Here is a 21,782-nt window from a genome sequence, read left to right as displayed (position 1 = left end):
GATCACCGCCGGTTCTTCGGGTCGAGCGCCTCGCGCATGCTCTCGCCCAGCAGCGTGAAGCCGAGGGCGACGAGGATGATCGCGAAGGCCGGGAAATAGGCCAGTTCGGGGCGCACCTCGAGGTAGCGGACCCCGTCCACGCCGAGCATCAGGCCCCACTCGGCCCGGTTGATGTCCGGGTCGCCCAGGCCCAGGAACGACAGCGCGGCCGCGTCCAGGATCGCCACCGCGAACGTCAGGGTGGCCTGCACGATGACCGCGGTCAGCGAGTTCGGCAGCATGTGCCGGGTCACGATGTGCCGCTGCTTGACGCCGAGCGCACGGGCGGCCAGCACGTGATCGCTCTCGCGCTGGGCCAGCATCGAGCCGCGCAGCAGCCGGGCGAAGATGGGCACGTTCACCACCGCCACCGCGATGATCACCGTCCACTGGGTGGACTGGCTGGCCAGCGCGACCAGGGTGATGGCCAGCAGCAGGCTGGGCAGGGCCAGCATGACGTCGGTGACCCGCATGATCAGCACGTCGATCCAGCCGCCGGCGGCCCCGGCGATCGCACCGAGCAGCACCCCGAACAGCAGGCCGATGAGGGTGGCCAGGACGCCGACGAACAGCGTCTGCCGGGCACCGTAGATCATCCGGGACGCGAAGTCGCGGCCCAGCGGGTCGCTGCCGAGCGGGTGCCCGGCGGTGGCGCCCGGGATCGAGTCGACGGTCAGCCGGTCGGTCAGCTCCGGGAAGCGCTGCACGGGGTCGTGCGGGGCGACCAGCGGCGCGAAGATGGCGATGATCAGGAAGAGCAGGATGATGGCGGCGCCGACGATCGCGGCCGGGTTGCGCAGCAGCCGCCGGCCGGCGTCGCGCAGCAGGCTGACCCCGCCGGCGGCCGAGGTGCGGGTGGTCAGTTCCTCGATGCGGCGGCGCTTGTGGTCGGCCAGCGTGGCCAGGCCCTGTGGTCGGCTCATCGGACACGCACCCTCGGGTCGATGACCGCGTACGAGAGGTCGACCAGCAGGTTGACCACGATGAAGACGACCGCGGCGAGCAGGATCAGCGCCTGCAGCACCGGATAGTCACGGCCGCCGCTGATCGAGTCGGTGATCAGCGTGCCCAGCCCGCCCCAGTTGTAGACCTTCTCGGTCAGCACCGCCCCGGCCAGCAGCGCCCCGGTCTGCAGGCCGATCGTGGTGACCACCGGCAGCAGCGCGTTGCGCAGCACGTGCCGTTTACGGATGGTGGCGTCCCGCAGGCCCTTGGCGTCGGCGGTCCGGATGTAGTCCTCGTCCAGCACGTCGAGCACGCTGGCCCGGGTGATCCGCACGATGATGGCCAGCGGGATGGTGGCCAGGGTGACCGCGGGCAGGATCAGGTGCCAGAGCGCGTCGGCGGTGGCGTCCCACTCGCGGGTCAGCAGCCCGTCGAGCACGAAGAAGCCGGTCACGTCGGTGTTGTCGGTGCCGGTGCTGATCCGCCCGGACGGCGGGAACAGGTGGGTGCCCTGGGTCAGCCAGTCCTTGAGCAAGTAGCCGAGGAAGAAGATCGGGATGGAGATGCCGATCAGCGTGACGATGATCGTCGCGTTGTCGAGCAGCCGGCCGCGGTGGCGGGCGGCCAGGTAGCCCAGCGGGATGCCCAGCCCGACGGCGATGATGATCGCGGCGACGGCCAGCTCGACCGTGGCCGGGAAAGCCCGGCTGATCACGGCGGTGACCGGCTCGCCGGTGCGGATCGAGTTGCCGAAGTCGCCGGTCACCACGTTCTGCAGGAAACGGCCGTACTGCACCCAGATCGGCTGGTCGTAGCCGAGCGCCCGGGTCAGGGTCTCGCGGGTCTGCGGGGTGGCGCGCTCGCCCAGCAGGGCGTCGACCGGCCCGCCGGGCAGGCTGCGCAGCCAGAAGAAGATCAGGGTCATCAGGGCGATCAGGGTGACGCCCAACTGGGTCAGGCGGCGTAGAACGACTCGCACCATGGAGAAAGACGGCTCCTTCGCGGGATCGCCGACGCCGCGGCCCGGGAGTCCGGACCGCGGCGGCGGTGAGTGCCTACTTGGTGATCGAGACGGTGTTGAACGTCTCGGCGGTCAGCGGGCTCGGCACCAGCCCCTGGACGTTCTTCGTGGTGACCAGGGCCGGCGGGGCGTGCCAGATCGGCACGGCCGGCAGCCACTTGGTCGCCAGGTCCCGGTTGACCTGCTCGAACGCGGCCTTCTTGGCGTTCTGGTCGACGGTCGCGTCGGCCTTGCCGATGGCGTCGAACATCTCGGTCATCGCCTGGTCGCCGAACTCGACCTTGGGCCGGCCGAAGAACGTGCCGACGAAGTTGCCCGGATCGTTGTAGTCACCGGTCCAGCCGAGGATGTGCAGGTCCTGCTTGCCGAACTGCTGCACGTCGTCCTTGAAACCGCCGTTCCACGGCCGCGGCACCCCGTTGACCTTGATCCCGGCCGCCTGCAGATCGTTGGCCAGCACGGTGAAGATCTCCTGCGGGTTCGGCATGTACGGCCGGGTCACCTCGGTCGGGTAGTAGAAGTTCAGCGTCAACCCGGTCGCGCCGGCGTCGGCCAGCAGCTGCTTGGCCTTGTCGATGTTGTACTCGTACTTCTGCACGTCGGTGGCGTAGCCGAGAACGGTGTCGGGCAGGAACTCGTCGGCGACCTTGGAGCCGCCCGGAGCCTTGGTCTGCACCAGTTGCGCGCGGTTGAGGGCGTAGGCGATCGCCTGCCGTACGCGCAGATCTTTTAGCTTGGGGTTGTTCTTCTGGTTGATGCCCAGGTAGAGGATGTTGAAGGCGGGCCGCGGAAGAACGTTGTACCCCTCGTCGGCCAGCGCCTTGCGGTCGGCCGGGGCCGGGAAGTCGATCGCCTGGACGGTTCCGGCGCGCAGCTCCTGCTTGCGGGTGTTCTCGTCCTTGATGACCTTGATGATCACCTTGTCGACCTTGGCCTTGTCGCCCCAGTAGTCGGGGTTGCGGGTCAGGGTGATCTCGCCGGTCGCCTTGTTCCAGCCGCCGAACGTGAACGCGCCGGTGCCGGTCGGGTGCTCGTTGGCGAACGCGCTGTAGGCGAACGAGTCGCCGCTCTGGGTGACCGTGTCGGCGCCGTACTGCTTCATCGCGGTCGGGCTGGCGATGGAGAACGCGGTCAGCGCGAACGCGCCCGGGAACGCGCCCTTGTACTTCTTCATCGTCACGACCGGGGTCGCGGCGTCCTGCGCCTTGCAGTTGTCGTAGACGGCGTCCGGGCTGCCCGCGAACCCGCCGAACACGTCGGCGTAGTAGATCATCTGGGACTGGGCGGCGTCGCCCTTCATGTTGTACCAACGGTCGAAGTTCGCGCAGACCGCCGCCGCGTCCAGCGGGGTACCGTCGTGGAACTTGACACCCTGTCGCAGCTTGAACGTCCAGATCTTGCCGGTCGGGTCGTTGGACCAGCTCTCGGCCAGACCGCCGGTCAGATCGGCGGTGCCGGGCTTGTGCGTGACGAGCGTGTCGTAGATCTGCCGGATCGGCCGGAACGACTCGCCGTCGTCGTTGAAGATCGGGTCGAAGTTCTTCGGGTCACCGGCGCCCGCGAAGATGAAGGTGCCGCCGGTGGCGCTCTTGTCGCCACCGCTGTCGCGGTCGCTCTTCGCGCAGCCGGCCGCGCCGATCATCATCGCCACGGTGGCACCGGCGGCGATGACCGCCCGGAGCCTGTACGCCTGCCTTCCTGGGGCACGCAACACGTGTTCTCACCGTCCTATGAGTACAGAGCAGCGCGATGACGGCTGGTCACCGCTGGTGCGACCCTATACATCCACGATGATCAACATCATGGGTTGGTACCGGATCGTGTCATTCCCATTTTTTGAAACAAGAAAGATCAACGACCTTTGCGCGTACGGCGGTGGCCGGTCGAGAGGGGACAACGAGAGTTGTCTATGCGTGGCAGGGTGGGCAGCGGTCCTGCTTCCCAACGAGAGGCGAGAACATGGCCGTACGTCAATCGATCGCCGCCCGCATCGGCGCGATCCTCGCACTGGTGGCCGCCTCGGCCGCCGTCCCCGCCGCCGCCCAGGCCGCTCGTGTGCCCGCGGTCGCCTGGTCGGCCTGCACCGAGTCCACCCTGGCCGGATTCGACTGCGCCACCTACCGGGTGCCGCTCGACTACGACAAGCCCGCCGGCCCGACCACCACGATCGCCCTGGCCCGCCGGCCCGCCGACGACCAGGCGCACAAGCTCGGCACCATCTTCGTCAACCCGGGCGGGCCCGGTGGCGCCGGCCGTGGCCTGGTCACCGCGGCCGCCGGGATCGTGCGCCCCGAGGTGCTGGCCCGCTTCGACGTCGTCGGCTTCGACCCGCGCGGCATCGGCGCCAGCGACCCGCTGCAGTGCTTCGCCACCGACGAACAGGCCGAGGCGCTGCTGTCACGGATGCGCACGGTGCCCATCACCAAGGCCGAGATCGCCGAGACCCTGGCCGCCAATCACGAGTACACCGAGGGTTGCAAGCGCAACGCCGGCCCGCTGCTGACCCACATGAGCACGCTGAACGTGGCCAAGGACCTGGACCGGCTGCGCCAGGCGGTCGGCGACAAGGCGCTGACCTACATCGGCTACTCGTACGGGACGATGATCGGCGCCACCTACGTCAACCTGTTCCCGGGCAAGGTGCGGGCGGTCATCATCGACGGCAACGTCGACCCGGACCAGCGCGCCAACCACCGGCTGGCCAACAAGTTCGAACGCGCCGGCGGCTTCGAGATCGCCCTGGCCGGCTTCTTCCGCGAGTGCGACAAGGCCGGGGCGGCCAACTGCGCGCTCGCCGGTGGCTCGAAGGCCAAGTTCGACCGGCTGCGGGAACGTTTCCGGCAGGGGCCGGTCACCTCACCGACGTACGGGGTGGTGACCATCGACGACCTGGTCGGGTTCGTGTCCGGAAGCATGTACGACGTCGCCAGCTTCCCGGAGACCGCGCAGGTCCTGCAGATCCTCTACAGCGAGCTGTTCGGCGGGCCGTCGGCACTGCGCACGGCGAAGGCCCCGGCGCTGCCGCCGGCGCCGTCGGCCCGGGGTGGGCTGCCCGACGCCTACGGGTACACCTCCAACGACGCGTTCTACGCGGTCAACTGCGCCGACGCGCCGCTGCCGCGCAACCCGAAGCTGTATCCCGGGTTCGCGAACGTCTTCGAGAAGGCCAGCCCCACCTTCGGCCGGGCCGAGGCGTTCGGCGAGGTCGGCTGCGCCAACTGGCCGGTCGTCACGGAACGCTGGGCCGGGCCGTGGAACAAGCGGACCGCCAACACCGTGCTGGTCGTCAACGGCACGTACGACCCGGCCACCCGTTACGACTTCGGGGTGCGGATGAGCCGGGAACTGGGCAACGCCCGGCTGCTGACCCTGGACGGATTCGGGCACACCAGTAGTTACAGCGCGTGCGTGCAGGACTGGTACACGCGCTACCTGCTGGCCGGCCAGCTGCCGCCCAAGGGCACCCGCTGCGCCCAGGACCTGCCTCCGTTCCCCGCCGCCTGAGCCGGGCGCCACGCCGCCGGTCCGCTCACCGTCACGGTCGAGCGGGCCGGCCGCGCCGCAGGTGGGCGAGGTTCCAGGACAGGTCGAGGGTGGCCGCGTCCTCACCGGCCAGCCCCAGGAAACACCACGCCTGGAAGGTCGGCACGATCAGGGCGCGCTCCACCTCGGACAGCGGCCGCACCTCCTCGTAGCCGCTGATCACGCCGCTCTGGTAGCCGCGCCAGGACAGCGCGAAATCAGCCACCAGATAGCTGACGTGAGTGATCTCGAAGTCGAGCACCCCGGTCAGCCGCCCGTCCTCGAAGAGCAGGTTCCACGGCGTGAAATCGCCGTGGATCACCCCGGCCGGCACGTCCGGTTCCGGGTTGGCGGCGAAGAACGCGACGGCCGCGGCGTGCCCGGCGAGCAGCTCGGCGCCGTCAGCCGGATGGATGTCCGCGTACGCGGCCAGGGTGCGCTCCAACGCCGGATCCCGCACCATCTCGCCGGGAAACCCGTACCCGCCCCGCTGCTCGCGGATCCCGATTCCGGCCAGCGACTGGTGCAGCTCGGCGAGCAGCCGGCCGCGCAGGCGCTGCTCGTCCGGGCCGTTGCCGGTCGGCGGCCGGCCGGGCCGCCGATGGCTGAGCAGCCACACACCGTCGGTGGTGACCAGCGGTTCCTCGGCGAGCTCGGGCGTCGGCCAGCCCTGCTCCCGCAGCGCCGCGGCGACCCGCAGCGTGTACGGCCAGTCCGGGCAGTCGACCGGGTTGCGACGCTGGAGGATCAGGTCGCGGCCGTCCCGGGTCGCCGCCCAGGTGTGCGTCGAGCGCGCACCCAGCTGCGGCCCGAGCGTCAGCCGCCACCGGGCCAGGACCTCCGGATCGGTCGTCATAGGGGCCCATCATTGCGTGGCACCGGGCACCCAGGAAGTCGATCACTGGCCTATGCTCTGCGGCCGTGCTCGATCGTTTCGCCGTGCGGCTCTCCCCGTCCGCCCCCTATCCGCAGGTCCGCGCCCTGGTCGAGGCCGCGGCGGCCGGTGACTGGCCCGGTCTGCGCCGGCTCGCCGACGCCGCCGAACCGCAGGCCCGTACGCGCCTGCTGCGGATGCTGGCCGAGCATCACCGGTTCGGTGATCTCGCGGCGCGGGCCGTGGAGGCCGATCCGGACGATTCCACCGCGGCCGCGACCCGGGCGTTCCAGCTGATCCACCAGGGCTGGCTGGTCCGCGGCGACGGCCGGGCCCGGAACGTGTCGGCGCGACGCTTCGCCGGGTTCCACGAGTACCTGGCCGAGGCCGAACGTGTGCTGCACGCCGCGCTGACCCGCTCGGCCCATGACACCGCGCTGTGGACGGTGAGCCTGACCACCGCCCGCGGTCTGGAGATGGGTCTTGAGCATGCCCGGTATCGCTACGAGTGCCTGGCCGCCTTCGACCCGCATCACCTGCCCGCCCAGTCCCAGTTGCTGCAGCAGCTCTGCCCGAAGTGGGGCGGTTCCTGGCCCGAGGCGGAGAGGTTCGCCCGCGCCGCCGCCGACGCCGCGCCCGCCGGCGCCCACAACGCGGTGCTGATCGCCGACCTCCACCTGGAGAAACTGGTCGACCAGCGCGCCGGGGAGCTGCGCAGCGCTCAGGTCCGCGCCGACCTCGACGCCGCTGCCGACCGGTCCGTGCGGCACCCGGCGTTCCAGCGCACGGTCGGCTGGGTCGCGGTGGTCAACTCCTTCGCGATGGCGTTCGGCCTGGCCGGCGACCGGGCCGCCGCGCGACGGATGTTCGCCCTGCTCGGCCCGTACGCATCGGAATTGCCCTGGGTCTACCGATCGGCCGACGCCGCGACCGCGTTCCGGCTGGCCCGCCTGCGCGCCTACGGCCTGTCCGGCGGGGTCACCGCCGCCACCGATGCGCTGCTGGTCGCTGCCTCCCCACTGATCCGTTTCGTCACCGACCCGATGGGAGGACGCGCATGAGCACGCGATTCGAGATCGGCGGGGTACCCGGCCGGTTCACCGAGACGACCGGTCCGCTGCGCGCCGGCCTGGTCTTCCGGGTCGGCGCGGCCGACGAGCCGCTCGCCCGCCGCGGCATCACCCACCTGATCGGGCACCTGGCCGATCCGGGCGCCCACGGTGTCGTCGCCGCGGATGTCACGATGTTCCTGGCCGAGGGCTCGGCCGACGACGTCCGGACGTGGCTGGCCGGCATCGGCGCCGCGCTGCGCGATCTGCCGACCGACCGGCTGCCCGAGGCCAAGCGGGCCCTGAGTGCCGAGGCCGCGGCGCGTCACGCCGGCGCGAGCGAGCTGATGGCGATCCGGCGGCACGGTGCCCGCGGCTACGGCCTCACCGCCTACCCCGAGTTCGGCCTGACCGGCCTCACGGCCGAGGACCTGAAAACCTGGAAAGACCATTATTTCGTACGGCCGAACGCCGCCCTCTGGATCACCGGTCCGTACCTGCCGGACGACCTCGAACTCGACCTGCCGGACGGGCGACGCCCGGCCCGGCCGGCGGTGTCGTCGGCGCTGCCGGTCACGCCCGCGTACTTCCACGGCCCGACCGGCGTCGTCGTGTGGGACACCGTGGTGCCGTACGAGCCCGCCGCCGTCGTCCTCACCCACCTGCTGACTCGCGAACTGCAGCGTCGGACCGGTCACACCGGCGTCGAACACACGCCGCGGGCCGACGGCACCACCCTGATCACCGTGATCGCCGACGCCCCGTTCGACCGGCGCGACACCGTCCTGGCCGCCGTGATCGCCGTGCTCGACCGGATGCGCGACGGCGGGTTCGACGACGCCGACCTCGCCGCGGCGGTCGGGCAGCCCGACGACCGGCCGCTGGGGCGGGCGATCGATGTACTGCTCGACCTCGACGAGCAGGCGGTGGTGACCCGGGCCGACGTGACCCGCGTGGCCCGGGCGGCGTTCACCGCCGGGCTGCTGCAGACGCCCGGGGACACGACCGCGGAGCACGCCGGCTACACCGCCGCCCCGATCGTCGCCGCCGAGCCGGTCACCGGCCAGGCGTACCCGTCCCTGGCCGACCCGGTCCACAGCCGCGTCGTGCTCAGCGGCGAGGGCGCCTCCGTCGTCGAGGGCACCATCACCGCGACGGTACGTTTCGACGCCTGCGTCGCCGCCCTGGCCTGGCCCGACGGCGCCCGCCGCCTGATCGGCGCCGACGGTGCCCAGGTCCACCTCGAACCGGCCCTGTTCCACGGCCTGGCCGCCGCTGTCCCGGTCCTCGACCAGCACCTGCCGGCCGGCCTGCGCGCCGAGATGGCCCCGCGCGACCCGCAGAGCATCCCCCGGCCCGTGCTGCAACTGCCCACCATCGGACAGCCGGCCCGACCGGCCGCACCGGCCCGGCCCGTCCGGTCGCCGTCCGGCCACACCCGGCGCGGCTATCTGCTCAACCTGATCCTCTGCGTCGCCGTCATCCTCGCCCTGTCCACCGGCACCGTCGACCCGGCCGAACTGCAGACCCTCTCCGGCTCCCACCCGATCGACAACCTGGCGGCGCTGCTGTTCATCCTGGCTTTTCCGGCCGCTCGCGGGATCTGGGCCATCCACGGACTGGTCCGCCTGCACCGCCGCCGCGGTCTCTAGGATTCCGCGGATGGACGACCTACTGCGCGCGGCGGGACTCGAAGGCCGGCCGGCCACGAGCTACGACCACTACGGTGAGCAGCTCATCCTGGTCCGCCTCGAACCCGGCGCTCCCTTGCCGGCGTGGGCGAGAGCCCGGGACGGGCTGCGCGGGCGGCACTATCCGGTGCTGGTGCGCTCCGACGCCGACCCGCACGACCCGGACATGCGGGTCCGCGAGGACCCGGCCGTCGTGCTGGCCCGGGCGGCCGAGGTCGACGTGGACGCCCGCATCGACCAGGACTTCCGGCGCTACGGGAACGTCGAGGAGATGCTGGGCGAGGAGAACGGCGAGTACTACCTGGACGCGTACGACATCCTGTCCTTCGGCGAACCGGATCTGCTGGCGATCCTGCCGCGCCCGGAGCCGTGGGCCGCCCTGGCCTACCTGCCGGCCTGCATGCTCGCCGAGAGTCCGTACGTCGAACTGATGGTCGCCGCCGCCCGGCGCTGGCACGACCGGTTCGGCGCCGAGCCGACCGTCATCGACCTGGCCACCGGTTTCCGGGTGGCGCGGCGACCGGCCGACCGGGCATCGGCCGAGCAACTGGCGATCGAGCACGAGGTGCTGGCCGGGCTGACCGCGGGCGCCCGGCTGCGCAACTACGCCAGCGTCCTCATGCAGATCGACCACTGGCGTCTCTACAACCGCCCCTGACCGGTCAGTCGTCGGTGTACTTCTTCACCGTGGCGGTGATCAGCGTGCCCTCGGGGACCCGGGATCCGGCCTTGAGGTCCTGGGCCAGCACGACCCAGTTGGCGTCGATCACCGGGAGGCGGTGGGCGCCGGTGGCGTCCTTCGCGGGCGCGACGATCAGGCCGGCGCCGCGCCACAGGTCCTGGGCGGATTGATAGTCCAGGCCGACGCCGCTGGGCACTTTCACGGTGGTGGCGGCCACGGTGGTCCGGGCCGGGGCGACCGTGGCCTTGGTGGTGGCCTCCGTGGTGGCCGGAGCGACGACCGTGGTCGGCGCCGTGGTGGCCGGTTCGGTAGCTGCCGGCGCCGAGGCGGAGGCCTGGGCCGCGGCCAGCCCCTGGGCGTAGCCGTCGGCGAAGTCGTCCTTGGCCTTGTCGCCGGAGGTGCCGATGAGCATCGCACCGCCGAGGCACAGCACCAGCGCGACGCCGATGCCGGCGAGGACGAAGGGGAGTTTGTTGCGCTTGCGGGGCGGCGGGCCGTAGGCGTACGGACCCGGCTGAGGCGGCGGTGGGTAGGACAAGATCTGCTCCTGGGTGACGTGCGCACACTTAGTTGATCATGAAACCAGCTGCTGAAACGCTAATTGATCATGAACGTCGGGTCAGTCGTTCGTTCGGATTGTCGCCGATGAACGGTCGGCGACCCCGGTAACAAAATGGACAGCGGCTCACCGGGCTCGGCCCGATCGGTCGGTATAGATGATCAATCAGTGATCGTACGGTGACTGGCATGTCCACATCGTTCGATCTCTGGGGCCAGCGCGGATGGGCGTCCGCGGAAGTCGTCGGCGAGTCGCACTACCGGGCCGCGATCCGGGCCCTGTTCGGCCCACGGCTACCGGCCGACGGCAGCGAGATCACGGTCAGCGCGCGACTGCTGCCCGAACCGTCGAACCGGCACGACCGGAACGCGGTCGCCGTCCACGTGGGATCCGCGCAGGTCGGCTACCTGCCCCGGGAAGCCGCGATCCGGTACGCGCCGGTGCTGGCCGGACTCGTCGCCCGCGGCTGGACACCACAGGTCGGCGCGCGGGTCTGGGGCTCGGAGTGGAACCGCGGCGAGTTCAGCGGCTCGGTGCGCCTCGACCTGGCCGAACCCCACATGATCATCCCGGCCAACCAGCCACCACCGGAAACCCATCGGCTCCTGCCGGCCGGCGGCGCGATCCAGGTCACCGGCGAGGACCGGCACCTCGACGCGCTCGCCCCGTGGCTGCGCCCCGAAGGCGAATGCTGGGTCCATGTGACCCTGCACGAGATCACCGAACAGCTCGCCCGCAGCGCCCGGACCGTGGTCGAGGTGCGCATCGACGGCATCCGGATCGGTCAGCTCAGCCCGCGCATGAGCGGCGAGGTGCTGGCCGCCGTGCGGCACCTGGCCGAGCGCGGTCTCGTGGCCTGCGCCCGCGCCATCGTCAAAGGCAACAGAATCAAGACCGAGGTGATTGTGTACGCGGCCCGCGCGCACGAACTCCCGGAAAGCTGGCTGAGCGACCCGCCCGAAGCGGCGCCCGCACTCCCGCGCTCCGCAGCCGCGCCGGCCGTGCAGCCCCCGCCCGTGGTCACGCCGCCGGTCGTTCAGCCCGCACCGGCTCCGACCCCGCCGGTTGTGCTGGCTCCGGCGCCTGTTGGTCAACCGGCGTCGGCCGGGCCGTCCGCGGCTGAGACGGCGGTGTTTCACGCGCCGGTGGGGCTGAAGACCGTGCCGATCATTCCGCCCGGCCCGCCGAGTCCGCCCGGTCCGTCGGGCCCGGCCGATCCGTCGAGCCCGCCTGGTCCGGTCGGGCTGCGGTTCAATCCGCCGCCGACCTGGCCCGCGCCTCCGCCCGGATGGTCGCCGCAACCCGGCTGGGCGCCGGATCCGGGGTGGGGTCCGCCCCCGGCCGGCTGGCAGCTCTGGATCGAGGAGCCACGGCCGGACGCCGGTGCGCGCGCCCCGGGAATGATCGCGCGCACCTGGCGGGGTTGGGCGCCGGCCGCCACCGCTGACGAGTACCAGCGGCACTACGAGTCCGAGGTTGCGGAAAGTCTCGCTCGCATCCCCGGGTTCCGTGGGGCCCGTTTGCTGCGGCGTGACGACGGTGACGAGGTGGCCTTCACGGCGATCACGTTCTTCGACGGGATGGACGACGTGCGCGCCTTCGCCGGGGAGGACCCGTCGGTGGCGGTCGTCGAGGAGGCCGCGCGACGGGTGTTGAGCCGGTGGGAGTCGTGGGTCAGCCACGACGAGGTGGCGGTTGTTGTCGTACCCCGGTGATAGACCGGTGACATGGGCCGGATGGCGGGGAGACAGGTCGTCAGGAGGGCGGGCCGAGTCGGGGGACGACGAACAGGCAGAGCATGGTGGCGGCACCGGCCACCGCGATGGCCGTGCCCGTCGAGCTGACCTGGGCGAACGCGCCCAGCACGACCGGGGACACGCCCTGCAGGGTCATCAGGCCCGTCGACAGCAGGGCGAACATCTGGCCGCGCCGGGGCTCCGGCGTCGCGTCCAGCAGGGGGCGTTGCAGACCGAGTTGATAGGCCGCGCCCGTACCGGAAAGGAGAAGGACGGCCAGCGCGACCCCGACCGGGATCCCGGTCGCCAGCAGGATCAACGGGCCGCCGGCGAGCAGGATCAGCGGGCGGGACAGCCGTTCGCGGGTGGCCGGGCGGACCCAGCGCCCGACGACCAGGTCGCCGAGCAGCATGCCGACCGGCAGCGCGGCCATCAGGGCCCCGGCCGAGCCGGGCGGGTAGCCGCGCGCGGTGGCGTAGGCGACGAGCAGCGCCTCGGCGCCCGCGACGCACGCCGCCGGCAGCCAGTGGACGAGCAGCAGACGACGGATGATCGGGTCGCCGAGCAGTTCACCGGCGCCGGTCAGGCTCGCGCGCACCGCCGAGCCCTTCTCCCCGGGCACACCATCAAGATCAGGCAGGCCCAGACGTACGATCACCGCCGCCAGTACGTGACCGGCCGCCGCGACGAGCAACGCCTGCCGGGCGCCGAGCGCGGCGACGGTCACGCCGCCGACGGCCAGGCCGATCAGCTGGGCGCCGGAGGATGCGATGTTGAGGACGGAGCGGCCCAGGACGTACGCGTCGCCGGTGAGCACCTCGGCGACCAGCCGACCGGCCGCGCCCATGAAGATCGGCGTACCGCAGGCGACCACCGCGATGATCGTCAGCTGCAGCGCCACCGGCATGTCGACGGCGGCGACGAGCAGTGCGGCGACCCCGCCGGACAGGTACCCGGCGATGATCAGCGGTCGCGGCCGGATCCGGTCGGTCAGCGCGCCCAGCAGCAGACCCCCGGCGAGCTGGGGCAGGAACCCGGCCGCGAACGCCAGTGCGCTCAGCAGCGCCGACCCGGTCCGTTCGAAGACCAGCACCGACAGCGCGAAGATCCGCAGCGATTCGGCCGCGATCGCGGCGGTGCGCGCGAAGAACAGCACGCGGAACTTGGGCTGGGCGAAGACCTCGCGGTAGGTCGCCCCTCGATCGGCAACAGTCACTCGCCCACGATGTCCGAGGCGTCCCGCCCGCCGCGATTGATTCGCCGCAGGACGTAACGTCGAGCCGGGAGCGCGTAACCTCGGGCGGGTGATGCGGTTCGAGGTCGGCGCGGAGGACCTGCTGCGCACCCGGTTCGCGGTGTCGCCGATCTTCGAGCTGCAGAATCTGCTGCGCGTGCTGGACGCTCCTGCCCCGGCCCTGCCGGCGTCGTGGCTGGCCCGCTTCCGGTCCGGTTTCGATCAGCTGCGGAACGATCCGTGCCTGGCCGCGATCCGAGTCCTCAAGACCACCCGGCAGGGGGCGAACTTCTTCGCCCCGCCACCGCGCGGCATGTCCCAGACCATCGAGCAGGACCTGGCCGCCCTGCGGTCGTGGCCGCTCGCCGCCGCCCGCGAGGAGATCGACTACTACCTGGCCCGCCGGCGCGTCCCGGCGTCGATCAGATCGCTGCTGTACGGCGACGACGTCCTCGACCGCCTCGCCGACTTCCTGGACCGGGCCTGGTCGGTGCTGCTGGCGGGGGAGTGGCCGCAGATGCGGGCGGTGTGCGAACGCGACGTCGTGCACCGCGCGGCCGAGCTGGGCCGGGCCGGTTGGGCGGCCGCCCTGGCCGGCCTCGGCCCGAAGGTCCGCTGGCGTGACGGCGGCATCGACCTGGCCGGTCACGGCGGCCCGGCCGGCACCCTGGGCGGTGCGGGCCTGCTGCTCGTCCCGTCGGTGCTGATCTGGCCCGGAACCGCGGTGTTCGGCGACGACCCCTGGCCGAAAGCGGTCATCTATCCGGCGCGCGGGGTCGGCACCCTGTTCGAGCCGGCCCCGGACGCGGTACCGCACGCGCTGGCCGCCCTGCTCGGCCGCAGCCGCGCCCAGCTGCTGACCGCCCTGTCCGAGCCGGCCAGCACCACCCACCTGGCCGCTGTCCTCACCCTGGCCACGGGCGCGGTCGGTGACCACCTGGCCGTGCTGCACCGCGCGGGCCTGGTCACGCGGGCCCGCTCCGGCCGCTCCGTCCTCTACTCCCGAACCCCTCTCGGCGACGACCTGACCCGAGCATCGAGTTAGACAGACCTTGCGCGGCACCGCCCTGCGCTCCGGCCTCGGCGCCACCCGCACTCGCGCTGCCCTGCCCCGCCCTGCGCCCCCTGCCCTGCCCCGCGCTGCCCTGGCCTGCGGGTTCGTGCCGGCGGCGCGATCGGCAGATGTGAGATGAGCGGAAAATCTATGATCATCTGTTTATTGCGGTCCTATGAGGTCATTGACTCCGCGACGGTAACCATCCCCCACAAAGGAGGACGATTGATGACATCCCGAACCCTGAGCGCCGCCGTGACCCTCGCCGGAGTGGCCGGACTGACCCTGTTCGCCACCTCGCCGGCCCAGGCCGCCACCCCGTGCGTGCAGAAGGTCTCGGTCATCAACAACGGCGGGTTCGTGATCAACTACCAGCTCACCACTCGCACGGGTGAGCTGTCCGCCCCCACCGACGACTACCCGATCAACCAGTACCGGGTGGTCGACCTGAACTCGACGCCGATCGCCGAGGGTTCCGACGTGCGACCGCTGGTGCACGCCCAGGCCGGCAACACCGTCGCCGGCAATGTGTTCGTGTCGTTCTGCAACAACGGGCAGACCGCGACCTACACGGCGAGCGGCACCACCCTGAACTACAGCGTCACCCTGCTGAGCTGACGCGTGACGCGGGTGGCCGCCCGGAGCGGGCGGCCACCCGCCGTCCCGGTCAGGGGATCGAGTACCACCACCGGTCGAGGTCGCTGTCCATGATCTCGATCTGCTCGTCGGTCGGGCGATAGCCGTCGGGCAGCTCGATCTCGAGCGCGCCGGTGCGCCGCACGATCTCCCGCAGCTCGGCGACACCGGGGGAGTCCAGCAGGTCGTCCACGTCGAACGGGGCACCGCCGACCAGGATCTCGTGGCCCAGCCCGTACCAGTGGGCGATCAGTTCGACGTCACCGGCCTGTTCGGCGGCGGCGGCGATGTGCAGGGCGACCTCGATCAGCCGCACGCGCCGGGGCGGCACCGCGTCGGGCCCGGCCATGCGCTGCCACAGTTTGCTGCCGGCCTCGCAGTAGAGCCAGGGCGGATCCACGTACCCGGTCTCCAGCTCCCGTTCCGGCGGCTCGTCGTCCTGGTGAAGGTCGGTGAAGTCGTTCAGCCCGTCGAAGAACGCGCGCCGCCGCGCGTAGTCGGGATGCTCCGAGATCGGGAACCGGTAGGTGTGCCCGCGTCGCAGCAGGATGTCGCGCACCCGGCCCTGCGTGATCGAGCAGTCGAAGGTGAACTGGAAGTCGTAGAGCGCGACGAACCAGTCCCGCAGCCGGTCGTCGCCGGCCGGGTGATGCCGGTCCAGCAGCACGACCGACTCGAACACCAGGTCCTCGATCTCATGCATCGACACCGGGCGAGCGTAGCCCCGGGCGCATGTGCAACCGATGGTTGCGGTCGGCGCCGGGACGGGCTACCGTCATGTGCAACCAAAGGTTGCAGGAGGAAGTCATGGAACTCGGAACCATCGAGCGCGAGATCTACGTCGACGCCACCCCCGAGGTCGTGTTCGAGGTGGTCAGCAGCGCGGAACATCTCAAGGGCTGGTGGCCCGACGACGCCGACTACGAGGCCACGCCCGGCGCCAGCGGCACGATCACGTTCGGCAAGGATTCTCACGAGGGCGGCAACGTCGAGCAATTCACCGTCGTCGAGGCGCAGCCGCCCACGACGTTCTCGTTCCGCTGGACGCACCCGGCCGGACAGGCCGCGACCAGCGGGAACTCACTGCTCGTGACGTTCGCGCTGGCCCCGTCGGGCGCCGGGACGCTGCTGCGGATGACCGAGACCGGCTTCCGGGAGCAGGGCTGGTCGCAGGCCGTGCTGGAGGAACGCTACAACGATCACGTGTCCGGTTGGGAGCACTTCATCCCGCGGCTCGCGCCCTACGTCGCCACACTCCAGGTCCGGCCGTGACCAGCACCGCTGTCGATGATGATCTCTGGTCGGCGATCGGCGACCCGACCCGGCGGCGGATGCTGGATCTGCTGCTCACCGAGGGCGGCGGCACCGCGACCACACTCAGTCAGCAGATGACCGTCACCCGCCAGGCGGTGGCCAAGCACCTGACCGTTCTCGATCGGGTCGGCCTGGTCCGCGGCACCCCGGCCGGGCGCGAACGCCGCTACCACGTCGACGAGGCCCAACTCTCCCGCGCGGTCTCGCAACTCTCCGCGGTCGGGGCGGCCTGGGACGCGCGACTGCAGCGCATCAAGCGCATCGCCGAGGCGATCCAGAAAACCAGCAACACCTGATTCGCGTACGGGGGCAGGGCCGCTGCCTGCCCCCGTACCCCGCAAGCCTGGTCTTTATGGTCTTGGGTCTCGTCAGTCGAGGCAGAACTCGTTGCCCTCGGGGTCGGCCATGATGATGTGCCCGGCGTTGGGCGGCACCGGCTCGTGGCGTTCGAGCCGGGTCGCGCCGTGCCCCACCAGCCGCGCCGCCTCGGCCTCCAGGGCGGCCATCCGCTCGTCGCCGGTCAGCCCGGGCGCGGCCCGCACGTCCAGGTGCACCCGGTTCTTGCCGGCCTTGGCCTCGGGCACCTGCTGGAAGAACAGCCGCGGCCCGGCCCCCTTCGGGTCGACCACGGCCGAAGCGCTGTTGAAACGCTCCGGCGGCACACCCCAGGCGGTGAGCGCCTGCTCCCACGACTCGAACCCGGCCGGCGGCGGCTGGATCTGATAGCCGAGCGCCTCCGCCCAGAAGGTGGCCAGCGCGCCCGGATCGTTGGCGTCGAAGGTGAACTGCACCTCGCGTGCGATCTCAAGAGTCATACCGTCCACCCTGCCGGAGATTGCGGCCACCCGCTGTCCGCAAACCCGAACGGTGTGGCCGCTATTGCGCCGCCAGGGGCGGCCCGACCTGATCGTCGAGCCAGTGCCGCAACGGCAGACTCTTACGCAAGAAGTCCACCACCCGGGTCTTGGCCGAGGCAGTCCCCAGCCAGGCCGCCGGCGGCCACTCCATCCAGGCGATCAGCCCCTTGTGGCGCAGCAGTTCGATCCGCGGATGATCCTTCGGATAGCCCCGGGGCGCGGTCTTCAGCGTGTCCCGCCCGACCACACCGATCCCGCTCTTCTCGATCCCGGCGATGACCCCGCCCAGCACCGTCCCGCTGACGTCGTTGGCGACCGCCTGCCGATACCGATCCAGCTGACCGGGATCCAGGTGGTAGTAGCCGGACCCGGCCGCAAGCCCGTCCGCCGACAACTGGATGTACCCGCCACCCTCCAGCCACGCCCCGAGGTGGGTCTTGTACGGCGTTTTGTCCTTGCTGAACCGCACGTCCCGATAGGGCCGGAAGATCTTCCCGGCCCCGAACTCCGGCTCCAGCGCGGCGAGCAGCTCCAGCATCGGCCCCCGCACCTGCTCCTCGTAGAAAGCCAGATGCTTCGTCCAGTACGTCTTCGAGTTGTCGGCGCTCAGTCCCTCGTAGAACTCCAGCGCCTCGACCGGCCAGCCACGGAAAGTCACCTACTGATTCTGCGCGATCGGCCCGGGATCGCTGAAGCCGAGGTCGTCGACGTTGACCACGATGGCTTCCTGGGTGGTGCGGGAGATGACCACGACCGCCTCGTTCGCCGGGTCCGGGTTCTCCTCGCGGTGCGGGACCCATGGCGGCACGTAGATGTAGTCGCCCGGCTTGGTGTCGATGCGGATCTCGCCGTGCTCGTCGTCCTGGAAGACGAAGGACGGGTTGCCGCTGACCACGTAGATCGCGGTCTCCGACTCGCCGTGGTGGTGGTTGCCGGAGGCGGTGGCCGGGGCGACGTGGGTCTGGCCCATCCACAGGTTGCGGCTGCCGACCGTGGCGCCGCTGATCGCTGCGACCCGGCGCATGCCGCTGGTCTGGGCGGTGTCCGCGGTCAGGCCGCCGGCCGCGACGTGGTGCAGCCGGCGGTGGAAGGGGTCCTCGTCAGGCATGTCCCGACCCTATGTCAGCGGGTGGGCCGAGGCCGGGCTCAGCGGGAGGGGAGGCCGAGGCGGTCGAGGATCTCGCGCAGGCGGTGGCGGCCGGAGAGTGACTCCGGGCCGCGCAGCCGGGCGATCACCCGGTCGCTCCAGCCGCCGCTGAGGCCGTACCTCTGGTTGTAGGCCGCCAGGCGTTGGTCGTAGGCCGGGATGTGCGCGTCCGCCGCCTCGGCGTCGTAGGTCTCGTGGTGCAGCACCGCGGCCTGGGGCAGTCGCGGTTTGACGCCGGCCGCCTCGGTCGGGTCGGGTTCGCCGACGGCCAGGCCGAACACGGCGACGCTGTGCGGGGGCAGGCGCAGTTCGGCCGCGATCTCTTCCGGGTGGTTGCGGACGGCGCCGACGAAGACCGTGCCCAGGCCCAGGGAGGCGGCGGCGACCACCGCGTTCTGGGCGGCGAGCGCGGCGTCCACGAAGGTGATGACCGAGCTTTCCAGGTATTCGGTGGCCGCGACCTCGGTTCCGGCGCGGCCGGCCAGGCGGTGGGCCCGGTCCAGGTCGGCGATCCAGACCAGGAAGAGCGGCGCCTGGGCGACGAAGGCCTGGTTGCCGGCGAGAGCGGCCAGCCGGGCCCGGCGGTCCGGGTCGCGGACCGCGATGACGCTCCACACCTGCAGGTTGGACGAGGTGGGGGCGGACTGGGCGGCCGCGACCAGGGCGGTCAGTTCGTCCTCGGTGACGTCGCGGTCGGTGAACCGGCGTACCGAGCGGCGGGCCAGCTGGAGCTGGATCACGTCGGTGAGGATGCCGCGGGCATCCGGGTCGCCGTAGCGGGCGGCGTGCAGGTCGGTCATGCGCTCTCCTCGGGAAGCCGGGCTTCACGCATATTACCGATAGAGTGACTAGGATATAAGGGAGTGCTCACAGCGTGAAACCGGCGACCAGTTCGCGCAGCTCACCGCTGGTGCGGGCCAGGTTGGCAGCGTTCTGCTGAGCCTGCCCGGCCACCGCCGTGGTGGTGCCGACCGCGCCGGCCACCCCGGCGATGCTACCGGCGATGGTGGTGCTGCTCTCGGCCACCTCGGCCACGTTGCGGCCCATCTCGCTGGTCGTGGCCGTCTGCTCCTCGACGGCCGCCGCGATGAGCGTCTGGAAGTCGCTGATGCGCGCGACCACCCCGCCGATCCGGCCGATCGCGTCGGCCGCGTTCGACGAGTCGTTCTGGATCGCCTGGACCAGGCGGCCGATCTCCCCGGTGGCCTTGGCCGTCTCCTGCGAGAGTTCCTTGACCTCGCCGGCGACCACGGCGAAGCCCTTGCCCAGTTCGCCGGCGCGGGCGGCCTCGATGGTCGCGTTCAGGGCGAGCAGGTTGGTCTGCTCGGCGATGGACGTGATCATGGCGAGGACCTTGCCGATCTCGGCCGACGACTCGCCCAGTTTGCCGACGGTCTGGTTGGTCTGCTCGACCGCGCCCACGGCTTCGCCTGCGACCTGCGCGGCCTCGCCGGCGTTGCGGGCGATCTCGTCGATGGCCAGGCTCATCTCGGTGCTGCCGGCCTGCAGGGTGCGTACGTTGCCGGAGACGTGACCGGCCGAGTCGGCGACCGCGGTGGCCTGGGCGTCGACCTCGGCGCTGGCCGCGGCGATCCGGGTGGACACCTCGGACAGTTCGCCGGAGGCGGCCGACACGGTCTCGGCGTGCCCGGCGATCGCGGCCATCGTATGGCGCAGCGACTCGGCGGTGCGGTCTACCGCGTCGCCGAGGGCGCCCAGTTCGTCGCCGCGGTTCAGGCCGACGCGCACGGTCAGGTCGTGGTCGGCCAGGCGCTTGAGTGCGGCCACCACCCTGGCCAGCGGGCCGGTCACCGAGCGGGTGACCCAGACGCCCATCACGACCGCGAGGGCGGTGGCCAGGGCCAGGGCGAGCGCCAGCATCCGTAGCGCCTGGGTGCGGACCCGCTCGACCTCGGCCCGCAGGGCCTCGATCCGCGTGTTGATCGAGGTGTCGAGCGCTGCCGTGATGTCCAGGATCTTCCCGTACGAGGCCCCGGCGTCCCCGCCGTTGATGCTGGTCATCGCCTCGGCGCGGCCCGCGCGGGTGTCCGTCGACAGCCACTTCATGACCGTCGTGTCCCAGGTGAAGAAGTCGTCCCAGGCCGGCTTCAGCTTGGCGAACTCGGCCCGTTCGGCCGCGGTCATGCCGTCGGTGCGGGTGGCCGCGAGTCCGGCGTAGATGGTGTCCTTGGACTTCAGCTCGCCCTTGCGGTTGTAGCCGTCCGGCCCGGTGGCGTACGCGTATCCGAAGGCGCCGGCGTCGGCCACGACCAGGCCCTGCCAGCCGGTCACGTCGGCGGCGTTGTACTTGACGGCCTGGACGTCGTCGCGGATCTGCTCCAGGCCGGCCAGCTGCTTCTCGGCCGTGACCTGCTGGCGCATGCCCCACCAGCCGACTCCGGCCGAGGTGGCGATCAGGCCGGTGAGCACGAGGAAGGAGGCACCCAGGCGCTTGCCGACACTGACGTCACTGATTCGCATGGCCGTCTCATCGGCGTACGTCATGGGCGTTTGATGTTTTTGGGGTGTGACCCGGGTCGCCGCCGGTTGCTGCCTAATCCTATCGCACCCATAGGAATTATGGTTCAATGGTCGCGTGGTGATCCGTTGGCCGAAGGTGGTTGTCCCGATGCGCAGTGTCCCCGTCCAGCTCGCCCTCGCCGTCGGCGGGCCCGGGCTGCTCTCGCTGGCCGAGGCCGGCATCGTCGCCGCCGCCGCCGAGGAGGCCGGGGTCGCCGCGATCCGGCTGGCCGACCGCGCGCCCGCCGGCACCGCCCTCGACCCGGCCGTCGTCGCCGCCTACCTGGCCGGCCGGCATCCCGGCGTCGGCTATTTGCCCGTGCTGCCGACCACCGGCAACCCGCCCTACACGGCCGCCCGCCGCCTGTTGTCGCTGGACACGGCCACCGGCGGCCGCTCCGGCGTGGTGCTGCGGCCCAGCCAGGGCGACCAGATCGCGGCCGACCCGGTGCTGCGCTGGACCGAGTACGCCCGCGTGCTGACCCGCCTGTGGGAGTCGTTCCCGGGCGACGACCGCCCGGACGGCCCGGTCCTGGTCGCCGACCTCGGACTGCTCGGGGTCGGCGCGCTCGCCCCGGTCGCCGACGTGGTGGTCGTCGACCTCGGCCAGGCCGCCGGCGCCGACGCCGTGCTGACCCAGTCGTTACGCCTGGCCGGCCGCGAACGCGGCGAGGTGGCGCTGCTCGGCCGGATCAAGGTGGCCAAGGGCGAGGTGGTGCCCGGCTTCGCCAACCGGTTGCGCGCGTGGGTGGACGAGCACCTGCTGGACGGGGTGGAACTGGTGGCCGAGGGCGGGGCCGAGGACGTCGTCCGGGTGGTGCGCGCCCTGACCCCGAGGCCCCTGGCGCCGACGCTGCGGACGGCCTTCGAGCTGCGCCCGGCCGTGGCCCTGGCCGGTTGAC

22 protein-coding genes are annotated in these 21,782 nt (G+C 71.5%); 10 read left to right on the top strand and 12 right to left on the bottom strand.

All coding sequences use genetic code 11. From position 1 onward, the window contains the following. Positions 1 to 2: 2 nt before the first annotated feature. From ACSHV8_RS25865 to ACSHV8_RS25855, 3 genes are all read right to left on the bottom strand, one after another. Entirely contained in the window at positions 3 to 962 is a 960-nt protein-coding gene (locus ACSHV8_RS25865; RefSeq protein WP_436536596.1) for an ABC transporter permease, read from the bottom strand. After that, a complete protein-coding gene (locus ACSHV8_RS25860) occupies positions 959 to 1,966 on the bottom strand; it encodes an ABC transporter permease (protein WP_436536594.1) in 1,008 nt (335 codons plus the stop codon). The genes ACSHV8_RS25865 and ACSHV8_RS25860 overlap by 4 nt, the downstream gene beginning before the upstream one ends. Positions 1,967 to 2,039: 73 nt before the next feature. Then, positions 2,040 to 3,650, bottom strand: a complete 1,611-nt coding sequence (locus tag ACSHV8_RS25855; RefSeq protein ID WP_436536903.1) for an ABC transporter substrate-binding protein — start codon at positions 3,648 to 3,650, stop codon at positions 2,040 to 2,042. A 314-nt stretch (positions 3,651 to 3,964) separates the two neighbouring features. Between ACSHV8_RS25855 and ACSHV8_RS25850 the strand changes: the two genes are divergently transcribed. Further along, positions 3,965 to 5,509, top strand: a complete 1,545-nt coding sequence (locus ACSHV8_RS25850; RefSeq protein ID WP_436536592.1) for an alpha/beta hydrolase — start codon at positions 3,965 to 3,967, stop codon at positions 5,507 to 5,509. A 31-nt stretch (positions 5,510 to 5,540) separates the two neighbouring features. On the opposite strand, the gene ACSHV8_RS25845 is transcribed toward ACSHV8_RS25850, so the two are convergent. Then, positions 5,541 to 6,383, bottom strand: a complete 843-nt coding sequence (locus ACSHV8_RS25845) for a phosphotransferase enzyme family protein (RefSeq protein WP_436536590.1) — start codon at positions 6,381 to 6,383, stop codon at positions 5,541 to 5,543. Between the two features lie 65 nt (positions 6,384 to 6,448). Here ACSHV8_RS25845 and ACSHV8_RS25840 point away from each other — a divergent pair, with 65 nt between their 5' ends. Genes ACSHV8_RS25840 through ACSHV8_RS25830 form a run of 3 tightly spaced genes read left to right on the top strand, consistent with a single transcriptional unit; the run spans position 6,449 to position 9,799 of the window. Further along, positions 6,449 to 7,462 carry a hypothetical protein gene (locus ACSHV8_RS25840; protein WP_436536588.1) on the top strand — a complete coding sequence of 338 codons (1,014 nt, stop codon included), beginning with the start codon at positions 6,449 to 6,451 and terminating at the stop codon, positions 7,460 to 7,462. After that, complete coding sequence (locus tag ACSHV8_RS25835) at positions 7,459 to 9,102, top strand: insulinase family protein (RefSeq protein WP_436536586.1); 1,644 nt, start codon at positions 7,459 to 7,461, stop codon at positions 9,100 to 9,102. The genes ACSHV8_RS25840 and ACSHV8_RS25835 overlap by 4 nt, the downstream gene beginning before the upstream one ends. Positions 9,103 to 9,112: 10 nt before the next feature. Beyond that, positions 9,113 to 9,799 carry a DUF4253 domain-containing protein gene (locus ACSHV8_RS25830; protein WP_436536584.1) on the top strand — a complete coding sequence of 229 codons (687 nt, stop codon included), beginning with the start codon at positions 9,113 to 9,115 and terminating at the stop codon, positions 9,797 to 9,799. 4 nt (positions 9,800 to 9,803) lie between these two features. Here the strand turns inward: ACSHV8_RS25830 and ACSHV8_RS25825 are convergent, their stop codons facing one another. After that, entirely contained in the window at positions 9,804 to 10,361 is a 558-nt protein-coding gene (locus tag ACSHV8_RS25825) for a PASTA domain-containing protein (RefSeq protein ID WP_436536582.1), read from the bottom strand. Positions 10,362 to 10,570: 209 nt separating this feature from the next. On the opposite strand from ACSHV8_RS25825, the gene ACSHV8_RS25820 reads away from it, so the two are divergent. Next, positions 10,571 to 12,097: an HIRAN domain-containing protein gene (locus ACSHV8_RS25820; protein WP_436536580.1), complete on the top strand. Its 1,527-nt coding sequence runs from the start codon at positions 10,571 to 10,573 to the stop codon at positions 12,095 to 12,097. 40 nt (positions 12,098 to 12,137) lie between these two features. Here the strand turns inward: ACSHV8_RS25820 and ACSHV8_RS25815 are convergent, their stop codons facing one another. Next, complete coding sequence (locus ACSHV8_RS25815) at positions 12,138 to 13,334, bottom strand: MFS transporter (protein WP_436536578.1); 1,197 nt, start codon at positions 13,332 to 13,334, stop codon at positions 12,138 to 12,140. A gap of 91 nt (positions 13,335 to 13,425) precedes the next feature. On the opposite strand from ACSHV8_RS25815, the gene ACSHV8_RS25810 reads away from it, so the two are divergent. Both ACSHV8_RS25810 and ACSHV8_RS25805 read left to right on the top strand, forming a co-directional pair. Continuing rightward, on the top strand, positions 13,426 to 14,397 hold the full coding sequence (locus ACSHV8_RS25810; protein WP_436536901.1) for an ArsR/SmtB family transcription factor: 972 nt from the start codon (positions 13,426 to 13,428) through the stop codon (positions 14,395 to 14,397). Positions 14,398 to 14,634: 237 nt separating this feature from the next. Next, positions 14,635 to 15,024, top strand: coding sequence for a hypothetical protein (locus ACSHV8_RS25805; protein ID WP_436536576.1), 390 nt, complete (start codon positions 14,635 to 14,637; stop codon positions 15,022 to 15,024). Between the two features lie 49 nt (positions 15,025 to 15,073). Here ACSHV8_RS25805 and ACSHV8_RS25800 read toward each other — a convergent pair whose 3' ends face one another. Continuing rightward, positions 15,074 to 15,751, bottom strand: a complete 678-nt coding sequence (locus ACSHV8_RS25800) for a hypothetical protein (protein WP_436536574.1) — start codon at positions 15,749 to 15,751, stop codon at positions 15,074 to 15,076. Positions 15,752 to 15,849: 98 nt separating this feature from the next. Here ACSHV8_RS25800 and ACSHV8_RS25795 point away from each other — a divergent pair, with 98 nt between their 5' ends. Further along, positions 15,850 to 16,314 (top strand): SRPBCC family protein, encoded by a 465-nt coding sequence (locus tag ACSHV8_RS25795; RefSeq protein ID WP_436536572.1) that lies wholly within the window; start codon positions 15,850 to 15,852, stop codon positions 16,312 to 16,314. After that, the gene (locus ACSHV8_RS25790) at positions 16,311 to 16,652 is read left to right on the top strand and encodes an ArsR/SmtB family transcription factor (RefSeq protein WP_436536570.1); all 342 of its coding nucleotides are present in this window, start codon (positions 16,311 to 16,313) and stop codon (positions 16,650 to 16,652) included. Before ACSHV8_RS25795 ends, ACSHV8_RS25790 begins: the two co-directional genes overlap by 4 nt. 72 nt (positions 16,653 to 16,724) lie before the next feature. Here ACSHV8_RS25790 and ACSHV8_RS25785 read toward each other — a convergent pair whose 3' ends face one another. The 5 genes from ACSHV8_RS25785 to ACSHV8_RS25765 all read right to left on the bottom strand — a co-directional run bounded on the left by ACSHV8_RS25785 (position 16,725) and on the right by ACSHV8_RS25765 (position 20,841). Next, the gene (locus ACSHV8_RS25785) at positions 16,725 to 17,171 is read right to left on the bottom strand and encodes a VOC family protein (protein WP_436536568.1); all 447 of its coding nucleotides are present in this window, start codon (positions 17,169 to 17,171) and stop codon (positions 16,725 to 16,727) included. Between the two features lie 61 nt (positions 17,172 to 17,232). Then, positions 17,233 to 17,871 carry a DUF2461 domain-containing protein gene (locus ACSHV8_RS25780; protein WP_436536566.1) on the bottom strand — a complete coding sequence of 213 codons (639 nt, stop codon included), beginning with the start codon at positions 17,869 to 17,871 and terminating at the stop codon, positions 17,233 to 17,235. Further along, positions 17,872 to 18,321 carry a cupin domain-containing protein gene (locus ACSHV8_RS25775; protein ID WP_436536564.1) on the bottom strand — a complete coding sequence of 150 codons (450 nt, stop codon included), beginning with the start codon at positions 18,319 to 18,321 and terminating at the stop codon, positions 17,872 to 17,874. It abuts the gene before it with no gap. A 38-nt stretch (positions 18,322 to 18,359) separates the two neighbouring features. After that, the gene (locus tag ACSHV8_RS25770; protein ID WP_436536562.1) at positions 18,360 to 19,160 is read right to left on the bottom strand and encodes an NADPH-dependent oxidoreductase; all 801 of its coding nucleotides are present in this window, start codon (positions 19,158 to 19,160) and stop codon (positions 18,360 to 18,362) included. A gap of 67 nt (positions 19,161 to 19,227) precedes the next feature. Continuing rightward, a complete protein-coding gene (locus ACSHV8_RS25765) occupies positions 19,228 to 20,841 on the bottom strand; it encodes a methyl-accepting chemotaxis protein (protein ID WP_436536560.1) in 1,614 nt (537 codons plus the stop codon). A 148-nt stretch (positions 20,842 to 20,989) separates the two neighbouring features. Between ACSHV8_RS25765 and ACSHV8_RS25760 the strand changes: the two genes are divergently transcribed. Then, positions 20,990 to 21,781: a hypothetical protein gene (locus ACSHV8_RS25760; RefSeq protein WP_436536558.1), complete on the top strand. Its 792-nt coding sequence runs from the start codon at positions 20,990 to 20,992 to the stop codon at positions 21,779 to 21,781. Position 21,782 lies beyond the last annotated feature (1 nt).

The sequence above is a fragment of the Actinoplanes sp. HUAS TT8 genome, assembly GCF_051380535.1.
In the GTDB taxonomy this organism is placed as follows: domain Bacteria; phylum Actinomycetota; class Actinomycetes; order Mycobacteriales; family Micromonosporaceae; genus Actinoplanes.
The sequence above is the reverse complement of the archived record's forward strand: the minus strand, read 5'-3'. Positions and strand labels throughout refer to the sequence as shown.